This window comes from Serratia liquefaciens (assembly GCF_027594825.1).
Taxonomy (GTDB): domain Bacteria; phylum Pseudomonadota; class Gammaproteobacteria; order Enterobacterales; family Enterobacteriaceae; genus Serratia; species Serratia liquefaciens_A.
This window is the reverse complement of sequence record NZ_CP088930.1, coordinates 4633170-4653279: the sequence shown is the minus strand read 5'-3', so window position 1 is coordinate 4653279 and position 20110 is coordinate 4633170. Positions and strand designations below refer to the sequence as shown.

Below are 20110 nucleotides of genomic sequence, written 5' to 3'. Positions count from 1 at the left end.
CATGTTAACTCAGGATTGAGCCGCGTGGGTAGTGATTGGTGCGATAGGTCACATAATCAGGAAATACTGTTCAGTAAAGAGAAAAAAACGGCCCACCAAAGGGGGCCGCTATTAAAGTTGGCAACACAGTTCTCTGTTACGCTGGTTGAAGCACTTTCGCTGCCTTAAAGGCATCTACTTTTTCCTGCAGCAAGCGCTCGCTTTCACTGATCATATCCAGGTATTGCGTGTTAACAAACCCCCACAGTGTCGAGGTTTGATCTTCCGCATGGCCGACCTGGAATGGCAGTGTAGTGACCACAACCAGATTTGGCACCGACTCCAGATAACGATCTATCGTATTGGTTTGCGCATCGACATTACTTTCATCCCAATGGCTGACGGCTTCAATGCCACGGCGTGAATAAATATTCATTACCGTACTGGTCATACGGTTAATGTAAATATATTCGATGCCATCCACTTCCTCTACAGCCAAAATCTCGGTGTCTTCATTCAAATGCGCAATAATGCCGGAGAAAATATGCCAGTCCCAGTTGCTCTTTTCCAGGTAAGCGACAATCTTTTCAAGTTTGATGTCGAAATCTTCCGGGAACAAGGCATCATCTTCACAGATCATTGCGATTTCGGTATCGCGATCGGCGAGCACGGACAGCATATATTTGTAACTCATACCACATCCAATCCACCCAATACGATGGCGCACACCTTCAATTACCTTGAAGCCATGAGTAGGTTTGCTCAAGAAGTCTTGTTTACGCACCGGTGTTTCGGTTAGAGACAAGCAAAGCTTTGGAATATCCGCCTCAACTTTAGGGATAAAATCAACGCCATTTTTATAGGTCGCGAAGTCGATTAAATCATTCGCCAGCAGGTATCGTTTGAAATAAGCATCAAACATATTATCGCTGTGCGTAAAAGCAGCTATATCTTTCTTGCGGTTGGCGTAGTATTCCGATTCATTCAGAAGACGCTCGATTTTTTCCGCCATCGCCTCAATATCACCAATGGGAGAAAAATCAATTATATCAATTAGATGAGTGTGTTCTGCGATATCAACACTTTCTTCACTGACAATTGGCGTCCCCAGCGATAACACCTCATAGATACGAGTGGTCTCAAGCAGCGCATTTTCATAATAGTGTAAATTTATCACCAACTTGGCGCTTTTAACCAACCGGGTTAAATCATCACCGAATACGCCCGAAGCAATGTGGACATTAAAGCGCTGGCCCAATTGCTCGAGGTAATGGCGGCGACGATCGCAATTAGTGTCACCATAGAACAAGATGTCGATCGGCTTCCCTTCCCCCTCTAGCTGATGCCCCTTCTGTTTCAACTGCACATCGTAATCAGCATAGGAAGCAATGGGTAGGTAGAACAGCTTCTGATAAGGAATGCCGTGCTCCAGCAGATAGTTGATATTGGTCAAAGAGTAATCAAATATCGCCATTGCGCGTTCAAGAGTTGCAAAATATTCCGGTGTAAACCAACGAGGGTTAATGGATTGCTCCATCTGGAAAGCAACGAAATTCTGCGGTAATTCGGCGAAGATTTGTGGACAGATAACAATGTGCAATTGCCCGTTGTCCGCTTCGGCAGAATAAGCTTCGATTATGGTGACACCGCGGCCTACTTCATTGAGTGTTTTTTCCAGTAGATGGGCAACGAACAGCGTATGCCGAGTCGTCAAAATAACGATATGGTCAGTATCAATATTTACCATAGGCATCGGTGTATTGGCGGTGTTCCTCGCCACACGCTGCAGGCTACCACGCAGTTCCCCAAAACGCCCCGTGACCAGCAATTTTCCCGCCACTTTTGATTTACGCCACAATGCACGATAAGGATGCGGATGAGCGCGAAACGCCTGCCAACTTTTCCCAACCAACGATGTAGATTTTGCGGCAGCATGCTGCCGCATATAATGGCGGGTTATATCTTTAATCACTCCAAACTCACCGCGAACGGCACGTCCCAACATCCGCACTGGCACTGTCAGACGCCATGACAGGCTCCGGCGTATATTGATCATTTCCGAGTGAGTTTCACTGAGCTGATTATTTAATTTTTCCACTTGGACTCTAAGTGACTCACTCTCAGCGCTGCGCAGATGCTGGCCTTCTTTTTCTGCATTTTCCAGCATCTGGTGCGTGAGGATCTGCTGTTCACGTTGTTTGATCAGCGATTCTTGCAGAGTGATATTCTCCTCAGCCTGACAGCGCATGTTTTCCTGCAACAACAGCAATTGCTCCTGCATGGAAGTAAGCATCTTTTGCTTTTCTTCAATCTCTGTCACCAGGTGATGTTCCGCATCAGAAATTTTATGCTGCAACTCACTCTGTTTCTCATTCTCTTGCTTCACCTGCTTTGACAGCAACTCGCCCAGAGTTAACCCCTGCATTTTCAGCAACCCTTCCTTCTCAGTAGAATAAAAATCAATATGACACCCTACGATCGCCTTCTCATCCGGCCGTGACAGGCGAAAACGCAGGTAGTCAATATCGAAAAGCAAGTCGAATGGCACTAAGTATGAGAACAGATAAAATGCTAAGCGATTAGCTTTTTCTTGCTCATCTTCCGCCAATGTAACGTACTTGTATGAACTATCACCAATCACCGTCGTCGGAGTTTCCGTCAACACCCCTTCTAAGCCAACACTGGAATTAATCGTCAAAATGTGACGGCAGCGTTGAACAAAGGCGAGGCTACTGACAGAGCTATCAATTTCATAATCGCCATCCTTAATTTGGAACTGACTACCAGGATGCGTTCGAATCAATAACTTCTGCTGCGGTTTTTGTGTCCGTGCGTACGATAGCAGTGTCAAGTTATCAAAGTCATTACCGTAAGCGATAAGATTTGAGTCATCTTCTACCTGCAATACGATCCCCAGATCAGCATCAGCCTGTTGCTCATCCACGAAAGGCACACGTAAGAAATAGCGGTGTAGCTCTGATATAGAGACATCAACCTGGCACTGCTCTCGAACATCCAGGTAACGTTTCTCAGCTTCAGTATGACCATTCACGCCGGTAAAATCTAAATACCCCGTGCTAAAATAAGTAGGTGCGCGCAGCGGACCAACTTCAAAGTGCAACACGGGTATAGCCAGAGACTCAGCTACAGCCTCCAGTGAAGGGCAATTACAAATCGATAATATACCCTCAATTTTTCCAGGCTCATATCGGCTCAGATAGTCAAGCAACTCATTTTCCAGCTCAGGAATACGTTGAGTCAGCATTTTCTTGAACGCCAGGATCGGATTGTGATTACAGGAAGCCAATAGCTTCTCAAACACACTGTCGTTCAGATAATAATAATCATGACTAGCCAGCAATTCTGCGGATGGGATGCTGTACCCCAGGTTGTTCATGGTAGGAATATCAAACTCCCAACGGCCAGTCGCACGCCACTCGTCGGGCAGCAATAAATAGTCTTCGCCGGTTATGAACAATGAGCGCTCTTTTAAAGAACTTAGCAGCCGATAAAAGATCCACAGATAAGGAGCTTTTACTCCTCTGAAAGGATAAGGCGGTAAGAATGTCGCAAACATGAATCTATTTACTCCTCGCCTATCACGCTAATAGGGGCATACACCACTCCCCCCAGTTCACGAGAAGACCAAAATTTCAATCTCATCATTGGTCTGCGCTGATCCAATTCCTCACGATTACCGCCTTGCAATGAGGCAAGGCCACAGTGCACTAAATAATCACCCGAGTTAATCGGTAGTTTTACTTTGTAAATCACGTGTTGCTCACCAGCTTTGAGTACCAAAGGTTTCCCGGCGCCAATATTGCTATCTCCCCAAATGTCCCCGCCCTGCGCTTTCGATATAGACACTCCCAGGGCAACGTCACGGATTTCTTCAGACGCCAGGATCGTAAAGTCTAAAAGCAGTTCATCGCCAGAGCGCACTAAAGGCTTATCCGAAAGGGAGGTGCCATCTGACTTAATCACTTCAAGATGCTGAATAATCGCTCTGGCGCTACCAAAACGTTTCTCACCTACTTCAGTATTGGTCTGTTCCTGTTGCAGATTTTGTAAGGAGGATTGATCTATCACCACCGACGAAGAGATCTTCCCTGTATTTTCACGTTTAACCGCCTGTGAGAGTAGCATCCCTTTTTCGTAGGCTAGTACAGCGGCCAGCACGTCATAGGTATCCCCGACCAATTCGCCATTATTCATCACCAGGCAGCGATCAGCATATTCCAGAATGCTTCCGGTAGAATGGGTTACCATGATGATCGTTACACCTTTGGCTCGTAAGGCTTCCATACGTTTATAGCATTTATACTGGAAACCAATATCACCTACGGCTAATGCTTCATCTACGATCAGAATTTCCGGTTCCACGCAGGCTTGAACAGCAAAAGCCAGGCGAATATACATACCGCTTGAATAGGTTTTGACTGGCTGATCGATAAACTCGCCAATATCTGCAAAATCAGTGATCTCTTGGAAACGAGCATCGATTTGCTCGCGCGAAAAACCAAGTACAGAACCGTTCAGATAAACATTATCACGCCCAGTAAACTCGGGATTAAACCCAGCACCTAACTCAAGCAGTGCGGCAATACGTCCATTAACCTGTATTTCGCCTTGTGTCGGGGTTAAAGTGCCGCAGATCATCTGCAATAGCGTAGATTTACCTGCACCATTTCGGCCGATAATACCTACCGTCTCACCTTTTTTTATTGAGAATGTGACATCCCGTAACGCCCAGAACTCGCGGAAATAGCGACGAGATTCTCGACGTGCCACACGTTGCAGTTTAGGAGCAAAAAACTGTTTCAGACGATCACGAGGGCGATCATAAATCTGATAGCATTTACTTAATCCATTCACTTCAATGGCAATTTCATTAGAGGACATCAGCAAATCCCTTTCTGGTTTTCTGGAAGAAGACAAAGCCGAGCCACGCAACCAACGCTGCCGCCAATGTGTAAATAACCAGGCCATGCCATTCTGGTAAGCGTCCCCAAATCAACACATTGCGTGACTGCTCAATAATAAATGTTAAAGGATTGAGCATAATCCATACGCGATACTTTTCCGGTAACGCCGTGATAGGGAAAAATACCGGAGACAGGAACATCATTACCGTTGTAATAATTACCGTGGTTTGCCCTACGTCACGGATGAAAACGCCTAACGACGCTAATATCCAAGCTAATCCCAGACAAAAAATGACTAAAGGCAGAAAAACCAATGGCAGGAAAATAATTGTCCAATGCAGGAAACCATTAAACAAAAAGAACGCGCACAGCAATACCACCAAACTGATCATGGTATGGAACAGTGCAGCACAAAGCCCAATCACCGGTAGCGTTTCCAAAGGAAAAACGACTTTCTTCACATAGTTGGTATTGCCCAAGATAATCTGGGGGGCTCTGTTGACTACTTCAGCAAAAAAACCGTGCACAATCATGCCAACGAATAAGATGACCGCAAACTGCGTCCGGCTTTCATCGCCACCAACGGACCAACGGGCCTTAAAAACCACTGAAAAAACAAACGTGTAAACGATCAACATAAACAGTGGATTGAGGAAGGACCATGCTAAGCCCATGGTTGACCCTTTGTAACGCCCTACAACCTCACGTTTGGTCATTTGCAGGATAAGCGACTTGAATCCCCATATATTGCGGATCAGAGCCAATGGCGATAAAGGCTGCATTTTATGTGGATTGCTCATTGCCCCCACCTCACCATCATGACAACGCTCTGTGCTCCAAAATCGCACCCAGTCATAACAAACATAATCAACACCTTAGATGTAATTAAACTCATAAAGCCGGTCTTTCTGATAGTCAGTCATTCTACTGCGACTTATCAGACGAAGTCATGGGGATCGTTTTTAAGCATTTTTGATTTGCCTTAGACCTTAGCGGATCATAAAACCATCCCCACTTGTTGAAGTACAGCACTACGGATTTCATATGATAAATGAATAAATTCAAGTTCTTGTAAGATCCCTTACCAAACACATGAATAATCGTGGCCCCTGGGAAATAGATGATATCGGTCATTGACAATGCCCGGCGACAAAGATCCACGTCCTCCAGATACATGAAATACCTTTCATCAAACCCCTCGAGGCGCTTCAATAACATTGATTCTAGAAGCATAAAACAGCCTGAAACCGACGGAACTGAAAAAGATTTTGTATAATCAGCACGTTGTATTTCATATTTGATATCCAACTTGGCCCCCCATTGAGGGAAAAATCGGCGTAAAAACAAGTTTGACGGTGTAGGCAACAAACGACAGCTAAACTGGAAGCGCCCATCGCTATAATGGATACGGGGAGAGACAAACTGATGCTTTCCATCTCTGGCAAAATGATAGAGACGTTCAAGCGCCCCAGGCTCAAAACTGATATCCGGATTGCAGATCAGAAAGTAATCGCACTCGTCCAGGTAGCGTTTCATAGCAAGGTTGTGGCCATAACCAAACCCTCTGTTGGCATCAGCCACAATGTAGCTGATCCGAGGGTTATCTAAGGAGGCTGCCCAGTCTGAACCTCCGTTATCGACCAAGACGATCTTTTCAACACAAGCTTCGCTAAGCAGTGACAACAAGGTATCTTCCAGTTGAGCGTAGCTGTGGTTATACAAAACGATTGAGGTAACAATTTGGTATCGTTTTTGTTCTGAAGACATGCCGTATGAAGTTCCTAGAACCATAATTTTTTTAATAAAATAGTGTTACGTAATTCTGGTCATTGCTGAGCTTATCATTCATCACTGCAGTATGAAAAATCATAGCCATCCAGCAAAAACATCAAAGGGGATAACATTATCCCCTTTCATTTCACTCAACAAAATCTCATTACTGAGACAATAGCTTACTGACAACGGTTCGTAGCTGCCGACGCCAAGGACTTGGCTTAAGATTCAAGGCACAGATCTTATCAGTACTTAGAATAGAGTAAGCCGGTCTGGATGCCGGTGTCGGGTATTCTTGAGTGGCAATAGGCTTGATTGCAACCCGGTGCGGATAAAGAGCAGTCTCATTAGCAATCTTAAAAATTTCCCGTGCAAAATCGCACCAGGAAACGGCCGAATCGCCGCAAAAATGATAAACCCCGTACGCACCAGGAGATTGCAACATGGCGATAATGGCATCAGCGATATCGCCCGCGTAGGTTGGGCTACCAAATTGGTCGTCCACTACGCCCAGCTCATCTCTTTGCATTCCCACTCGTAGCATAGTCTTAACAAAGTTATTTCCATACTCACTGAAAACCCAAGCCGTTCTTATAACGATAGTTTTGGGATTGGCATTCAGCGCAGCAACTTCACCGTCAAGTTTGGTTTTACCATAGACGTTCTTTGGCGAACAGGGCGTAGCTTCACTGTAAGGTTCGCTAGCGCAACCATCGAATACATAGTCGGTAGATACATGCACAAAAGGAATATTCAGCAATGCAGCAGCCGAAGCAAGATAGCCTGGACCATCTGAATTGATAGCTTTCGCCAACTCAGGCTCAGATTCAGCTTTATCGACTGCAGTATAGGCAGCAGCATTGACAATGGCATCGGGTGCAAACTCCGTTACAGCTTTCGTAATAGCTTCAGGATCTGTGATATCAAGCTGCAAGCTATCGGAAGCCATCAAGATCCACCCAGATGGTAGTCTATCGGTGAAACAGCGCCCTAGTTGCCCCGCCGAACCTGTCAAAAGTACACGCATCAAAAAAGCTCTCTAAGTAGTTTTCCTTGCAGATCCTTTGGCGACAGCAGAGGTTCACCGGTAGGCCAATCAATCCCGATCTCAGGGTCGTTCCATAACAGACAGGCTTCGCTGTCAGGATCATAATACTCAGTACATTTGTATTCAAAATCAGCAATATCTGAAATCACCAAAAAGCCATGTGCAAGACCAGGCGGGACCCAAAGTTGGTTTTGATTATCTTCTGATAGGTACACCCCCACCCACTTCTTGAACGTCGGTGAGTCAACCCTAATGTCAACAACAACATCATAGACTTCGCCACGGACAACTCTGACGAGTTTCCCCTGGGGGTTTACGCGCTGAAAATGCAGGCCACGTAACACGCCTTTTGAGGAGCGGGAGTGGTTATCCTGCACAAAATCAACATCGATATTCAGCAATTCCTGATAACGACTTTTTTGAAAAGTTTCGACGAAAAAGCCTCGGCGATCGCCGAAAACCTTTGGCTCAATCAGTTTCACACCTACGACTGGTGTATCAATCACTTTCATTAGATAACCTGCTAGCAAAAACTCTACCTCAGAGACCAACAACTGTCTTCTGAACATGCGCCACAGCGCCAGTCTATACTACCCATGCAATCACTTTCTTAATACACACTAAACAATAATGAAGTATGAAAAGTTCAACGAAGCACGCTAGACAGAGGTACGCGAGGTTAGCACAACTAATCAAAATATCCGACACTAAACCACAAAAAAACAGTCACAATTAATGTTGCCCACCAGCATCCTCGCTGGCGGGCAGAGTGAGGTTCTTTGCTTTTTATGGGCTATTAACATCAGCTCAAAAAGAACAATTATTATTCGTAGCTGCGCCCACTCGCACAGCTTTCCCTCTAAGCGAAAACATTAATGACGTTGGTAGCCTTGCGGGTTGTTTTTTTGCCAATTCCAAGCATCACGCATCATAGTGTCCAGATCACGTTTCGCTTTCCATCCCAGCTTTTCAGCCGCCAATTCAGGAGCAGACCAACATTCGGCTATATCCCCGTCACGGCGCGGTACGATTTGATAGCTCACCGAGCACCCTGAGGCATTCTCAAATGCATGCAACATTTCTAACACTGAGTAGCCGATACCGGTCCCCAAATTGTAGACGGTAAAGCCTTTTTGATCGTCAATATGATCGATTGCCTTGAGGTGGCCTTCAGCCAAATCCATCACATGGATATAATCACGCACGCCGGTGCCATCAGGCGTTGGGTAGTCATCACCATAAACAGACAATTTTTCCAGTTTACCGATGGCCACCTGAGAAATATAAGGCAACAAATTATTAGGAATACCGTTAGGATCTTCACCAATCATACCAGACTCATGGGCACCGACGGGATTGAAGTAACGCAGCGCAGTAATTGAAAAATGAGGTTCCGCTTTCGCGAAGTCTTGCAGCATCTGCTCTGCCATCAGTTTCGACGTTCCGTATGGGTTTGTGGTTCCGCCAACACGGGAAGTTTCAAGCAACGGGACATGCTCCGGCGTGCCATAGACCGTCGCGGAAGAACTGAAGATAAATTTAGTTACACCGGCACGACGCATTTCGTCCAGGAGCACCAAAGTGCCGGAAACATTATTCTGGTAGTATTCGAGCGGTTTACGAGTCGACTCCCCCACCGCCTTCAATCCAGCGAAATGTATGACGGCAGAAATATCATGCGCATCGAATATGCTACGCAAAGAGTCGCCATTTTGGACATCACCCTGATAAAAAGTAGCCGCTCTGCCCGTTAACTTTTCGACACGATTCAGTGATTCTTCTGACGAGTTTGACAGATTATCAAGCACGATCACTTCTTCACCGCGTTCCAGCAAGGCTAATACCGTATGAGAACCAATATAACCGGCGCCACCGGTAACTAAAATTGCCATTCACCACTCCTTATGCGCGCCTGCAGCGCTAACGACATAAATTCTATCACTATCTCGAACCGATAGCCTTTGGGGGGTTCCAGCCCAAAATGGACAAGACAGCAAAGTTGATAACACTAACTGCCCTCGACGTCATTGTCTTTAGGATAAATCATATGTGCTCGATAGCAACGCCCATTATTGAGCCCGTATTCATTGATTACAGTTCCGCTTATCAAACTCATTCAATCAACAGGGCTGCGAAATGCAGCCCTGTTGATTGACCCAGAGCCCGTAGACAAATCTGGCCTATATTTTGAGCATAGGAGGAGTCTATGGTCACACCACGATTCTCCCCTGAATTTAAAGAAGAAGCTATCCGCCAGATCACTGAGCGGGGCGATTCTGTTGCCGATGTTTCAGAAAGGCTTGTCGTGTCGGCACACCGTCTTTATAAATGGTTGCGCTCAGTAAAACCTGATAACAACGGGCACCAGGCCAGGATTTACTGGATGCCAGAACGGAGATCCTTAAGCTGAAAGCGCAACTTAAACGATCTGAGGACGAACGAGATATTATGAAAAAGGCAGCGCGGTACTTTGCAAGAAAGCCCGACTAAAGTAATAACGTATTGAGACAAAAAAGAGCAGCTCAGGGCTGCTCTTTCAGACAAATACTCATGGCGAGTATTTGAACCATTTACCCCTACCCGCTCAGCGATTCATAGAGAAATACTGCGCCACCCGTTTCACGTCCTTTTCGTCGAGCGTTCCCGAGTCGCTCAACAGGGTGACCCAGGACTTTATGTAGGTGTACTTGGCCGAAGCCAGATCACGCTGCGCGCTGTAAAGCTGTTGCTCGGCATTCAGCACATCAACGTTGACACGCTGCCCGGCCAACACGCTCTGGCGTGTGGCAGTGACCTGCGTTGTCGCCGATTTTACCGCCAGTTCATACGCCGCTAATTTGGCGCGGCTGCTGATGCAAAGATTGAACTGCTTACGCAGATCGTTCAGCGTGGTGCCGACTTGCGCATCCATTTCATACATCGCCTGCCCATAGCGGGATGCCGCCTGGCGAGTCGATGCTGACACCCCACCGCCGGCATAGATCGGCACGCTCACCTGCACGCCGATACTGTCGGTGCGGTATTTTTGGTTAACCGTGTTATCACTGCTGGAATCATTTTCTGAGTGCGAAGCATAGAGCTGAACCTGCGGCATAAAGCCCGCGCGGTTTCTCTCCACCTCATACTTGGCGGCATCAACGCCATGGCGCGAGGCAGCCAACATCGGGTTATTCTCCAGGGCAATTTTTTGCCACTCTTCAAATTTGGAAGGGATTAACGGCGCCACCTGGAATTTACCGGGGCGCAGTACCTGCAGCTCATCCAGTTGATCGAGCGGTACGCCAATAATCACCTCCAGCTCGCGTTGTGCCGCATCCAGGGCATCACGTGCCTCGATTTCCTGCGCCTCTGCCAGACTGTAGCGCGCCTGGGTTTCTGAAACATCGGTAATGGTACCTTCACCCGCGCTCATTAATCGATCGTTCAGCGCCAATTGCTCTTTGTAAGCCGCCTTTTGCGCTGAGGCCAGCGCAATCTGGTCTTTGGAGTAAGCCACTTCAACATAGGCGGATATCACCCGCACAGCTAGATCCAGATACTTACTGCGGTAACGCTCATCCGACATCAGCGTTTGCGCCACACCGGCCTTGTAACGCGCATAGGCTTCGTAATCGAACAACGGTTGCGTCAGCGTTATCGAACTGGAATGGCTGCGATACTGTTGCCGCTTGGTCGCCTCACCAAGGCTATTGCCAAAAATGTCACTCGCCGGATACTTTTGCGTCTGCCAGTTACGCGGTGAATTCTGGTAATTGGCCGATACCTTCGGCAGCAACCCCGCCCTGCCAATGTTTTCGTTTTCATCCCCCGCTTCTTTCTCTTTTATAGCCGCCCGAAAGGTCGGATCTTTTTCAAGTGCCAGCGAATATGCGTCTAGAATCCCTATCGAATGAACCGGCGCAGCTATCGCAAACAAGAGGGTACTGATAGCAAGGCCAGCAACCTGTCGTTTAAATTGAATCAAAATTATTCCTCGGTTAATGAAGTATGAGCGCGATCCAAAATAGGTTTAAACAAATAGCTCAACAGTGAGCGCGACCCCGTCTTCACAAACACCTCAACAGGCATCCCCGGCTTAACGTCTTCCCCACCCAGCATTTTCATGCCTTCCGGCGATACCGTAACCTGCATTTGGTAGTAGGGTTCGCCATTGGCCTTGTCCACCAACCGGTCGGCAGAAACCAACGTCACCGTCCCCGGGATTTTCGGGGTTTTGTTCTGGTTGAAAGCGGTAAACATCAAATCCACCGGCAACCCGTTGTACACCTTGTCAATCAGCTCTACCTTCAGGCGGGAATCCACCACCAGCGTAGCCTGGCTAGGTACAACGTCCATCAGGTGGTCACCCGCTCCCACGACGCCCCCCTGAGTAAAGATATTCAACCCGACTACGGTGCCATCCACCGGCGAAGTGATAGCGGTGTTGCCGAGATCAAAATTCGCCATTTCCAGTTTGTTTCTGAACTCGCTGGCATCCATCTGCGTTTGCGCCAGTTGGGTTCTAACCTCGCGCTGATAGTCGGCAAAACGCTGATCGATCCGCTGCTGAGATTCCTGCAGCTGTTTTTGTACCTGGCCGATACGCCCGACGGTTTCATCGATGCTGCTGTTAACTTCCGCAAACTGACGCTGCACTTCAAGATAACGGTTACGCGGTAAATAACCGTCGGCAGCCAGTTGTTTCATGCTGTTCATCTGCTCGCGCAGGCTGGAAAGTTGGATCTGCTTGTTGACCCTGGAATCCTGCAGGCCTTTTAGCTGGAAGCGCATACCGTCCATCGACTGCTTATAACCGTCGACTTCGCTTTGCAGCCCCTGACGGCGTGAGGAGAAGAGCTGGGTTTGCAGCGCGATGATCTCGGCAACCCGCGGCTGAGCCTGGAGTTGTTCGAAGACCGGCGAAAAAGTGACTTTGCTTAATCCATCACGTTCAGCAAGCAGGCGGCCTTCAGTGGCCAGGGTGGTGTAATATTGATCGCGTAGAGAATCAACCTGCGCCTGCGCCTGTACCTGACTCAGTTGCACCAATACTTCACCGGCTTTAACCCTGTCGCCTTCTTTTACAGTGATGCTTTTAATGATGCCGCTGGCTGGCGCCTGCACGGTCTTGCGGTTGCCGGAAACGATCACCGAGCCTGGCGAAGCAACCCCTTTATCCAAAGGTGCAAAGGCAGCCCAGGCGAAAAAACCAAACAGGCCCAGCCCCACCACCAACCACCCCATGCGGGTAAAACGCCGCTCGTCTTGTGGGATCTCTTCTGAATACGAGTCTTGCGGCTCGCCAATGTGCGTAGACATACCAACTCCTTCGACTGCAGGCGGCGCTGTTGCCCCGCCCGGCAAGTTCACGGCTTAATTAATTTGAGTTTTTGGGATATTGCCTTCGTCCGGCTCGGAATTGACCGCACGCACGGCTTGCTGTGGCGTTTGCGCTTTTTGCGCATTGGCCAGCGCTTGCAGAACTTGCTGCGTTGGGCCAAACGCATTGACGCTACCGTTAACCAACAGCAGCAACTTGGTGGTCATCGACAGCAGGTTGGTACGATGGGTAATCAGGATCACCGTTTTATTACGCTGCTTGAGGAACAAAATGGCCTGATTCAGCGCTTTCTCACCGGCGTCATCCAAATTGGAGTTAGGCTCGTCCAACACAATCAGAGATGGATCGCCATACAGCGCACGCGCCAGGCCAATACGCTGCTTCTGCCCGCCGGATAACCCGGCCCCGCCATTACCGATGATCGAATCGTAACCATTAGGGAAACGCAGGATCAGCTCATGCACCCCAGCCAGCTTGGCGGCTTCAATGACTTTCTCGGAGTCGATATCGTTAAAGCGAGCTATGTTTTCGGCGATGGTGCCGGCAAAGAGCTCGATATCCTGCGGCAGGTAGCCAATGTAGGGCCCCAGCTCATCTTTATTCCACTGGTAGATATCAGCATTATCAAGACGCACAATGCCCTCACTGACCGGCCAGATACCGACCAGTAAACGCGCCAGCGTAGACTTGCCGGAAGCGCTTGGTCCGATAATCCCTAGCACGTCGCCGGGTTGAATAGCAAAGCTGACATTGTGCAACACCGCATCGGCTTTTGATCCCGGAGGGGTGGCGGTGACGCCTTCGACCGAGATGATCCCTTCAGGACGGGGAAGCGACATCCCCATTCCGCGCGGAGGATGCTTATCAAGCAGTTTGACCAAACGCTGATAGGACAGTTTGGCCGAGCTCCAGCTTTTCCAGACGTTAATCACCTGCTCGATGGGCGCCAGAGTACGCCCCATCAAAATAGAGCCCGCTATCATCATGCCGGGAGTGATATGCCCATCAATCGCCAACCATCCCCCTAGCCCCAGGACCAATGACTGCAGAGAGAGACGAACAAATTTGGTGATGGAACTGACGGTAGTCGCGCGCTCGCTGGCAACACGCTGGCTATTCAGAAATCTCTGATGCAATCCAAACCAGCGTCTTTTTAGATTAGGCAGCATGCCCAATGCTTCGATCACTTCAGCATTGCGCAAATTGGTACTCGCCAGGCTGCTGGACATGATCGATAACTTGCTCGCTTCGCCCAAGGGTTGCTTGGAAACCATTTCGTTGACCACCGCCAACGCAACCAGCAGCAATGAGCCAACCAGAGCAAACAAACCCAGCCACGGGTTGAACAGGAAAATCACCAGCAGGTAAATCGGGAACCAGGGCGCATCGAAGAAAGCAAACAATGCGCTGCCGGTCAGGAACTGCCGTACGGTAGTCAAATCACCCAGCATCTGCCCTGCATCGGAAGAACCATTCTTAAGGTTAGATTCGTACGCTGCCGTATAAACCCGCGTATTCAAACGCATATCCAATTGGCTACCGATACGGATCACCACCATGCTGCGCACATACTCCAGCAGCGCCATCATGCCGAACATTCCCAGCATAATCAGCGTCAGCATCAGTAAGGTGATTTCATTGCGCGAAGGAAGCACCCGGTCATAAACCTGGAGCATATAGATTGAAGGAACAAGCATTAACAAGTTAATAAATGCGGTGAATATGCCAACGGTCCAAAAAACTTTACTGCGTGTCCGTATAACATCCGCAATTTCATTGCGCGGTATAAATTGATTCACATTCTGCCCTTACATCATGTGCACTGTCAGCCAAATCCGCATTGATTCGCATAGATAAAACCACACGAAAAATCACCCCAAATATGCTCAGGACTGCAGTCGCATTTTTATTAACTATAGTTACATAAACCCCGTAACGGCAAGGCACGAAGTTAAAAAAAAACACGGACAAAGTCTCATTTTTTCACAATGAAAAACAGCAAGTTAAAACATCCGACATCACAAAAAGAAAAACCATCAGTTATTATATGGTTTTAGCATATCCCATACCCACTTTACCCTATGAAATTTCAACCTAAAAATGATTAGATATCTAATCATTTCACTCTTAAACCAAGCAATAACTAATTATTATAATTAATGAAAAAATATATCACCAACATATACATAATGTAAGTTGTTACTTTGACGAACATTTAAGAGCAATTCAATGGAAAGAAAATAAAAAAAATCCTACCGCCTTGACAAAATACCTGTTAACTCCTTTGCTTAAATTGCGAAAACAGAAAATGGCTATTTATGCGTCATCTTTACATGTCGCTGTTTTTGCATGTGTTAACACTAAAATTCCGACCGAATCTCTTCCTGTTAACGGTACTGGGATCAAGGTCACGACATACTTTTGACTATATAAATGGGTACATCCAAAGGGGTAACGTATGGCCACATTAGTCTCACAGCAAAAAGCAGCGGCTTTATTTCTAGCCATTTCTGGAAAGAACATTGATACCGCGGGCTTAGATTACTATTCACAAAAAATCGAAACTTCTGCCCTTTCACTTGAACAAGTTGCCCAAAAGTTCATTGCAGGTACTGCCAGCCTGAATGGTCGCACGGCCTCTGAGATCGTCACTACCATCTACACCTCCGTTTATGGCAGTGCCCCTTCCAATCAGGTTCTAACCGATCTGCTAGCTGGTAACCCGACGACCGCATCAGTTGTTGCGAAAGTTATTTCTGATTTACTGGACTACAATGGCTTTGATTCCACTTTATTAACACAACAAACAACTTTCGAAACTAAAGTTGAAAAATCACTGTTCCCTGTAGCCAGCGCATCAGCTACAGCAGGGGCAGGTGATGTTCAGGGGATTTTCCACGTTGTGGGACTGACTCAAACTCAGGATGGGATCAACTATTGGGGTACGGTGTTGGCTCAGGGGTCAAAAACTCTGGCAGCTATCGCACAATCGTTTGTAAACTCCAGTCCATTAAAAACATTGAGTGACAGCGCCTTCGTGAATGCTATTTTCCAAAATAGCTATGAGCGTGCACCAACTACTGCCGAAAGTAACAGCTATCTTGCATTGTTAAGCGGTGGCGCTACCCGTGGTGATATTGTCGCTCAGGTTATTAACTCATTAAAAGGCACGGTAGCCGCCGGTGACACTACCGCGCAGCAACATTTCCAAGCAGCAACCCACGTCTATCAACCAGGTGAACTTCCTGCCTTGAGCTTCCAAGAACAAGCAGCAGCAGTGTTCCTCGCAGTACCGGGCCGAGGGATTGACTCAAGTGGTCTAGACACCTGGAGCAAAGCTCTTTTCGCAGGAAAAACCTACGCTCAGGTTATCACCACTCTAATAAACTCAGCGGAATCACAGCAAAAAGGCGGCCAGTTAACGGGTGATGCCTTTGTTCAGCACGTCTTTACACTTGTGCACGGTGTAGCGGCCACGGCTCAGCAATTAGCCACCTACGGCGCATTGGCTAACAAAACATCAATTACCCAAGCCATTATTAATGACCTGCGAACGTCTGTAGCCACCGATGCCGCTACCGTTACTCAACAGCACGGGTTTGAATTCGATATTGGCACCAGCTTGTTGTACAAAACAGCAGCTTCATTGACCGCAACTGCGGCTGGCGGCAATGCTACCGGCACGGTTAACACCGGTTCTTCGCACCAGATCAGCAATGCAGAAACAGCAGTCCTGCAGAATGTGCTGTTGAACGCTAACGCCGCCAGTGTCGTTAACCTTAAGTTCGCCGATCACCTGGCGAATCTGACCATTAACGGAACCAGTGCTGCAACGGTTAACCTGTCAGACAATGGCGTTAACCCAGGCGTAGGCATTACCGTCAATAACGGCAATGTCATTTTGAACGCCAGCTCGGGTGCGGACGCAGTGGTTGTTACTTCCACCGCCAATATTGCCACTGGCACCGGTCAATTTAACCTTGGCGCGGGTAACGACAGCCTGAAGTGGGCGGGTAATGGGGTATCAAACGGGGCTAATACGGTAGCGACCACCATCAAAGCCGATGGCGGAACAGGGATTGACTCCATCTCTGCCAACTTTATCACCAAGTCCGTCGTGACCAACCAAAACGCCCTGGGCGTTCGTAGCAGCGTTGTCACCAGTAACGCCAATAACTTCTCGAATTTCGAGAAGATTGATCTGACAGGATTTATCGGCAAGTCTGTTGGTACCCTGATTACCACGCCATTGATCGGTTCGCCGACCACTACCAGCGTAACCACACCGGCGCACGTCTTTGATTTTGGTTTAACCAACGGGACGGCGACAGTTGAAGGGACGACTGGGGGCACGGTAACTCAAGGCGCAGCAGCAACCAACCTGGGTTCCCAAGGTTTTGTGATCTCTGGCTTAACCAATGCCAGTGTCATTAACGCTGCGGGCGGTAACGCTGCACAACTGGAAGTGAAGGGCGATGCAACATCTGCAAGCACCTTGGGCTTCACTTTTGTTCAGAACGCGACCGATCATTTCAATATCAATTTTGATGCAGTAAGTTCTTCAAACGTCAATGCTGGCGCTATCAGTCTGACCAGTAGCAGCAGTGCGTTGTTGGGGACGGCATTAGGTACGGTGAATATTGCATCTGGCGGTACGGGGTCGTTTAGCAATATCGTCTCATTGGCTGGTACCAACGCGCAGGTTCAGAACATAAACGTTACCGGTGATCATGTTCTGAATTTAACGCTGGGCAGCGGCTTCAGTAATGTGCGTGATGTTAACGCATCCACCAATACTGCCGGTCTGAATCTTGATTCAAACCATGCTGGTACCGGTGACGGTATTATCGTTCAACTGCTGAACATCCTGCCGTTGAGTGCGGTAACTACAGCGCTGCTGACGCCACTGCTGAATACGCTGGGCCTGAACGGTTATCAACTGACTGTAGAAGGGACCGGTGCGGCTGACAGCTTTAACGTTCTGGGTAACACCACCCTGGCAGGTGGCAACGGTGTGAATACCTATCAACTGAAGTCCAGTACCACTCAGGCCGGTGTTACCATTACCGACTTTGACAGTACCAAAGACAAGATTGTCGATGCGGCTTCTGCTTTGACCATCTCCGGCAATACCAGCGGCACCGCGGTGGCGGATTACGGCACCCGTGCTTCTGATACTCTGGATGCCCTGCTGGGTACTCTGGTTGGCGGTCTGACCAACGGCGTTATTGGCCTGTTGGGCGGTATCCTCGGCCTTGGTAGCAGCAACGCACTGACGGCTAAAGTGGGTGTGGCGTCAGTGGTGTTCGGCGGTACCGGCGATAATGCCAGTTCTTATGTGATTATTGATAACAACAATAACCACACGCTGGATGCTAACGACAGCGTTGTTTACCTGACAGGACAAAACCATCAACAATTGCTGGATACTCTGCATTACGCATAAGATATTCATTTGTGGATTGATGGCGTTCGTTAAAATCGCCAATTAAGATTAAATAAACAAATGCCAGCCAGTTAATTATGGCTGGCATTTTTAATTATTTTTTATATCGTACTAATAATGCCAAAAAGAATTACCAAATTAACGAAGAAAGCCTTATCTGACATTAGCAGCAAAAAAAAAAATCCGAAAACGGAAACGTTTTCGGATTTCATTAAAAACCGCATTCAGAGAACCCTATTCCTTCGGTTAGCTACTATATCCATTATTACCAAGGTGAGTTAATCGGGGACGTAGAACGCATCATCACAGGAACATCGCCATCAGGCGTTGCTGAGTTACCCTGAACTTCTTTCAATGGCATAGCCTTTTGCTGCTGCGGAGCCGTATTGCTATTGATAAAGCTCCGCAAAGTTGAAGAAATTCCGTTTGAGGGCTGAGCTATCGGTTTCTCTTGCCAAAATAACATCGCGTGTTGATTGTTTCCCTTCAACGCAATCGAGATTTTTCCTCCTGGCAGAGTTTGATATTTCTCCACCGTATACGAACGAGCAATATCAGCCACCTTACTGAAGGCCAACATCGATGGCTTCGGCTGGCCATCACGTGTCAACAAGCCAAAACGGTGCTCATTAATCTTCGGGTTATCGCCATCATCGAGTAGGTCATACCACCACACCCCTTTAATATATGGGCGTGACTTCGCCAGGAAGGTATATTTTACTATGTACTGCGCAGCCAAATCTTTCGAAAGCCCCCCTTTACCTTCATAAGTTGGCACTCCTATTTCGGTAATATAAATGGGCACAGAACGACCTGCAGCCTTTGCAAGCTTAGCCTCAAATTGATCCACAACACTAAGATTTCCCTCAGGGGCTCGTACAGCATAGCTGTCATTACCATAGGAGTATGGATGAATAGATAAACCATCGACATAATTGAGAACACCTAGTTTGACAATTTTATCTACCCAAGAAGGATCTCGTGTTCCCGTCGGATTGGCTGAGCCAGTCATAATAATCGCATCAGGATCAGCCTTTTTGACAGCGGCAGCAGTTGCTTTCACCAACGCAACAAAAACCTCTGGTGCTGGCGGCTTAGGTGGCTTAGGCTTAATCGCCGTAGAGTTTGTCCATTCGTTCCAAATTTCGTAGTACTTAATCTTGCCCTTGTATTTTGAGGCAGTCCAATACGCATAGTTAGCAAAAGCATTGATAGCTTCAGGTGTGGTTGGATAACCTGAAGGATCATACAACTTATTGCCATATGCCAAAACCAACAAACCGTTAAGCCCAAACTTTGTCTGGCCATCATTAAAGGCCTGGTCGGCCTTTTGCATATTCCCGGTTACTACATACTGACCTTTTTGTTGCTCAAGCCCACTCCACGGGAAGTCAGCACGATATGACGTAAAACCATAACGTTTAACCAACTCCAGATACTTGTCTGGATCGTTAGGATACCAGCGAAAATGCGTATGAACACCCACTTCAAACGCCATCGAACTAGTGCTAAAAGCCAATATTGATAAAGCGCCAAGGCGAAAAAATTTTATTTTTCGCTCCCTGAGCCTCGATTTATAACAGCTTGAAATAATTGGCATCTGACCTCCAGTTTTGAAT

The 20110-nt window shown here is 47.6% G+C and carries 12 protein-coding genes and 1 pseudogene; 2 read left to right on the top strand and 11 right to left on the bottom strand.

Features of this window, described 5'->3' with window-relative positions; all coding sequences use genetic code 11:
* Positions 1 to 136 precede the first annotated feature (136 nt).
* From LQ945_RS21445 to galE, 7 genes are all read right to left on the bottom strand, one after another.
* The gene (locus LQ945_RS21445; RefSeq protein ID WP_270101695.1) at positions 137 to 3556 is read right to left on the bottom strand and encodes a GT99 family glycosyltransferase N-terminal domain-containing protein; all 3420 of its coding nucleotides are present in this window, start codon (positions 3554 to 3556) and stop codon (positions 137 to 139) included.
* Positions 3557 to 3564: 8 nt separating this feature from the next.
* Positions 3565 to 4881, bottom strand: a complete 1317-nt coding sequence (locus LQ945_RS21440; RefSeq protein ID WP_270101694.1) for an ABC transporter ATP-binding protein — start codon at positions 4879 to 4881, stop codon at positions 3565 to 3567.
* The gene (locus tag LQ945_RS21435; protein WP_129940195.1) at positions 4871 to 5704 is read right to left on the bottom strand and encodes an ABC transporter permease; all 834 of its coding nucleotides are present in this window, start codon (positions 5702 to 5704) and stop codon (positions 4871 to 4873) included. Before LQ945_RS21435 ends, LQ945_RS21440 begins: the two co-directional genes overlap by 11 nt.
* A 124-nt stretch (positions 5705 to 5828) precedes the next feature.
* Positions 5829 to 6671 (bottom strand): glycosyltransferase, encoded by an 843-nt coding sequence (locus tag LQ945_RS21430; RefSeq protein WP_270101693.1) that lies wholly within the window; start codon positions 6669 to 6671, stop codon positions 5829 to 5831.
* 169 nt (positions 6672 to 6840) lie between these two features.
* Positions 6841 to 7704 carry a dTDP-4-dehydrorhamnose reductase gene (rfbD, locus tag LQ945_RS21425; RefSeq protein ID WP_270101692.1) on the bottom strand — a complete coding sequence of 288 codons (864 nt, stop codon included), beginning with the start codon at positions 7702 to 7704 and terminating at the stop codon, positions 6841 to 6843.
* A complete protein-coding gene (gene rfbC / locus LQ945_RS21420) occupies positions 7704 to 8237 on the bottom strand; it encodes a dTDP-4-dehydrorhamnose 3,5-epimerase (RefSeq protein WP_270101691.1) in 534 nt (177 codons plus the stop codon). The genes rfbD and rfbC overlap by 1 nt, the downstream gene beginning before the upstream one ends.
* Positions 8238 to 8597: 360 nt before the next feature.
* Positions 8598 to 9617 (bottom strand): UDP-glucose 4-epimerase GalE, encoded by a 1020-nt coding sequence (gene galE / locus LQ945_RS21415; protein ID WP_270101690.1) that lies wholly within the window; start codon positions 9615 to 9617, stop codon positions 8598 to 8600.
* Between the two features lie 314 nt (positions 9618 to 9931).
* Between galE and LQ945_RS21410 the strand changes: the two are divergent.
* A pseudogene (locus LQ945_RS21410) lies at positions 9932 to 10217 on the top strand (transposase); the annotation flags it as partial.
* A 92-nt stretch (positions 10218 to 10309) separates the two neighbouring features.
* On the opposite strand, the gene LQ945_RS21405 reads toward LQ945_RS21410, so the two are convergent.
* From LQ945_RS21405 to LQ945_RS21395, 3 genes are read right to left on the bottom strand one after another with little or no spacing between them, the layout of a single operon-like run.
* Positions 10310 to 11689 (bottom strand): TolC family outer membrane protein, encoded by a 1380-nt coding sequence (locus LQ945_RS21405; protein WP_262242557.1) that lies wholly within the window; start codon positions 11687 to 11689, stop codon positions 10310 to 10312.
* Between the two features lie 2 nt (positions 11690 to 11691).
* A complete protein-coding gene (locus LQ945_RS21400) occupies positions 11692 to 13023 on the bottom strand; it encodes an HlyD family type I secretion periplasmic adaptor subunit (RefSeq protein ID WP_020826026.1) in 1332 nt (443 codons plus the stop codon).
* 54 nt (positions 13024 to 13077) lie between these two features.
* Positions 13078 to 14844 (bottom strand): type I secretion system permease/ATPase, encoded by a 1767-nt coding sequence (locus tag LQ945_RS21395; RefSeq protein WP_020826025.1) that lies wholly within the window; start codon positions 14842 to 14844, stop codon positions 13078 to 13080.
* 659 nt (positions 14845 to 15503) lie between these two features.
* On the opposite strand from LQ945_RS21395, the gene LQ945_RS21390 reads away from it, so the two are divergent.
* On the top strand, positions 15504 to 18491 hold the full coding sequence (locus LQ945_RS21390; protein WP_270101689.1) for a beta strand repeat-containing protein: 2988 nt from the start codon (positions 15504 to 15506) through the stop codon (positions 18489 to 18491).
* Positions 18492 to 18756: 265 nt separating this feature from the next.
* Here the strand turns inward: LQ945_RS21390 and LQ945_RS21385 are convergent, their stop codons facing one another.
* Positions 18757 to 20091: a cellulase family glycosylhydrolase gene (locus tag LQ945_RS21385; RefSeq protein WP_270101688.1), complete on the bottom strand. Its 1335-nt coding sequence runs from the start codon at positions 20089 to 20091 to the stop codon at positions 18757 to 18759.
* Positions 20092 to 20110 lie beyond the last annotated feature (19 nt).

Coding starts and splice junctions, on each gene's coding strand:
- LQ945_RS21445 (WP_270101695.1), bottom strand. CDS start 3,556: ATGTTTGCGACATTCTTACCGCCTTATCCTTTCAGAGGAGTAAAAGCT.
- LQ945_RS21440 (WP_270101694.1), bottom strand. CDS start 4,881: ATGTCCTCTAATGAAATTGCCATTGAAGTGAATGGATTAAGTAAATGC.
- LQ945_RS21435 (WP_129940195.1), bottom strand. CDS start 5,704: ATGAGCAATCCACATAAAATGCAGCCTTTATCGCCATTGGCTCTGATC.
- LQ945_RS21430 (WP_270101693.1), bottom strand. CDS start 6,671: ATGTCTTCAGAACAAAAACGATACCAAATTGTTACCTCAATCGTTTTG.
- rfbD (WP_270101692.1), bottom strand. CDS start 7,704: ATGCGTGTACTTTTGACAGGTTCGGCGGGGCAACTAGGGCGCTGTTTC.
- rfbC (WP_270101691.1), bottom strand. CDS start 8,237: ATGAAAGTGATTGATACACCAGTCGTAGGTGTGAAACTGATTGAGCCA.
- galE (WP_270101690.1), bottom strand. CDS start 9,617: ATGGCAATTTTAGTTACCGGTGGCGCCGGTTATATTGGTTCTCATACG.
- LQ945_RS21400 (WP_020826026.1), bottom strand. CDS start 13,023: ATGTCTACGCACATTGGCGAGCCGCAAGACTCGTATTCAGAAGAGATC.
- LQ945_RS21390 (WP_270101689.1), top strand. CDS start 15,504: ATGGCCACATTAGTCTCACAGCAAAAAGCAGCGGCTTTATTTCTAGCC.
- LQ945_RS21385 (WP_270101688.1), bottom strand. CDS start 20,091: ATGCCAATTATTTCAAGCTGTTATAAATCGAGGCTCAGGGAGCGAAAA.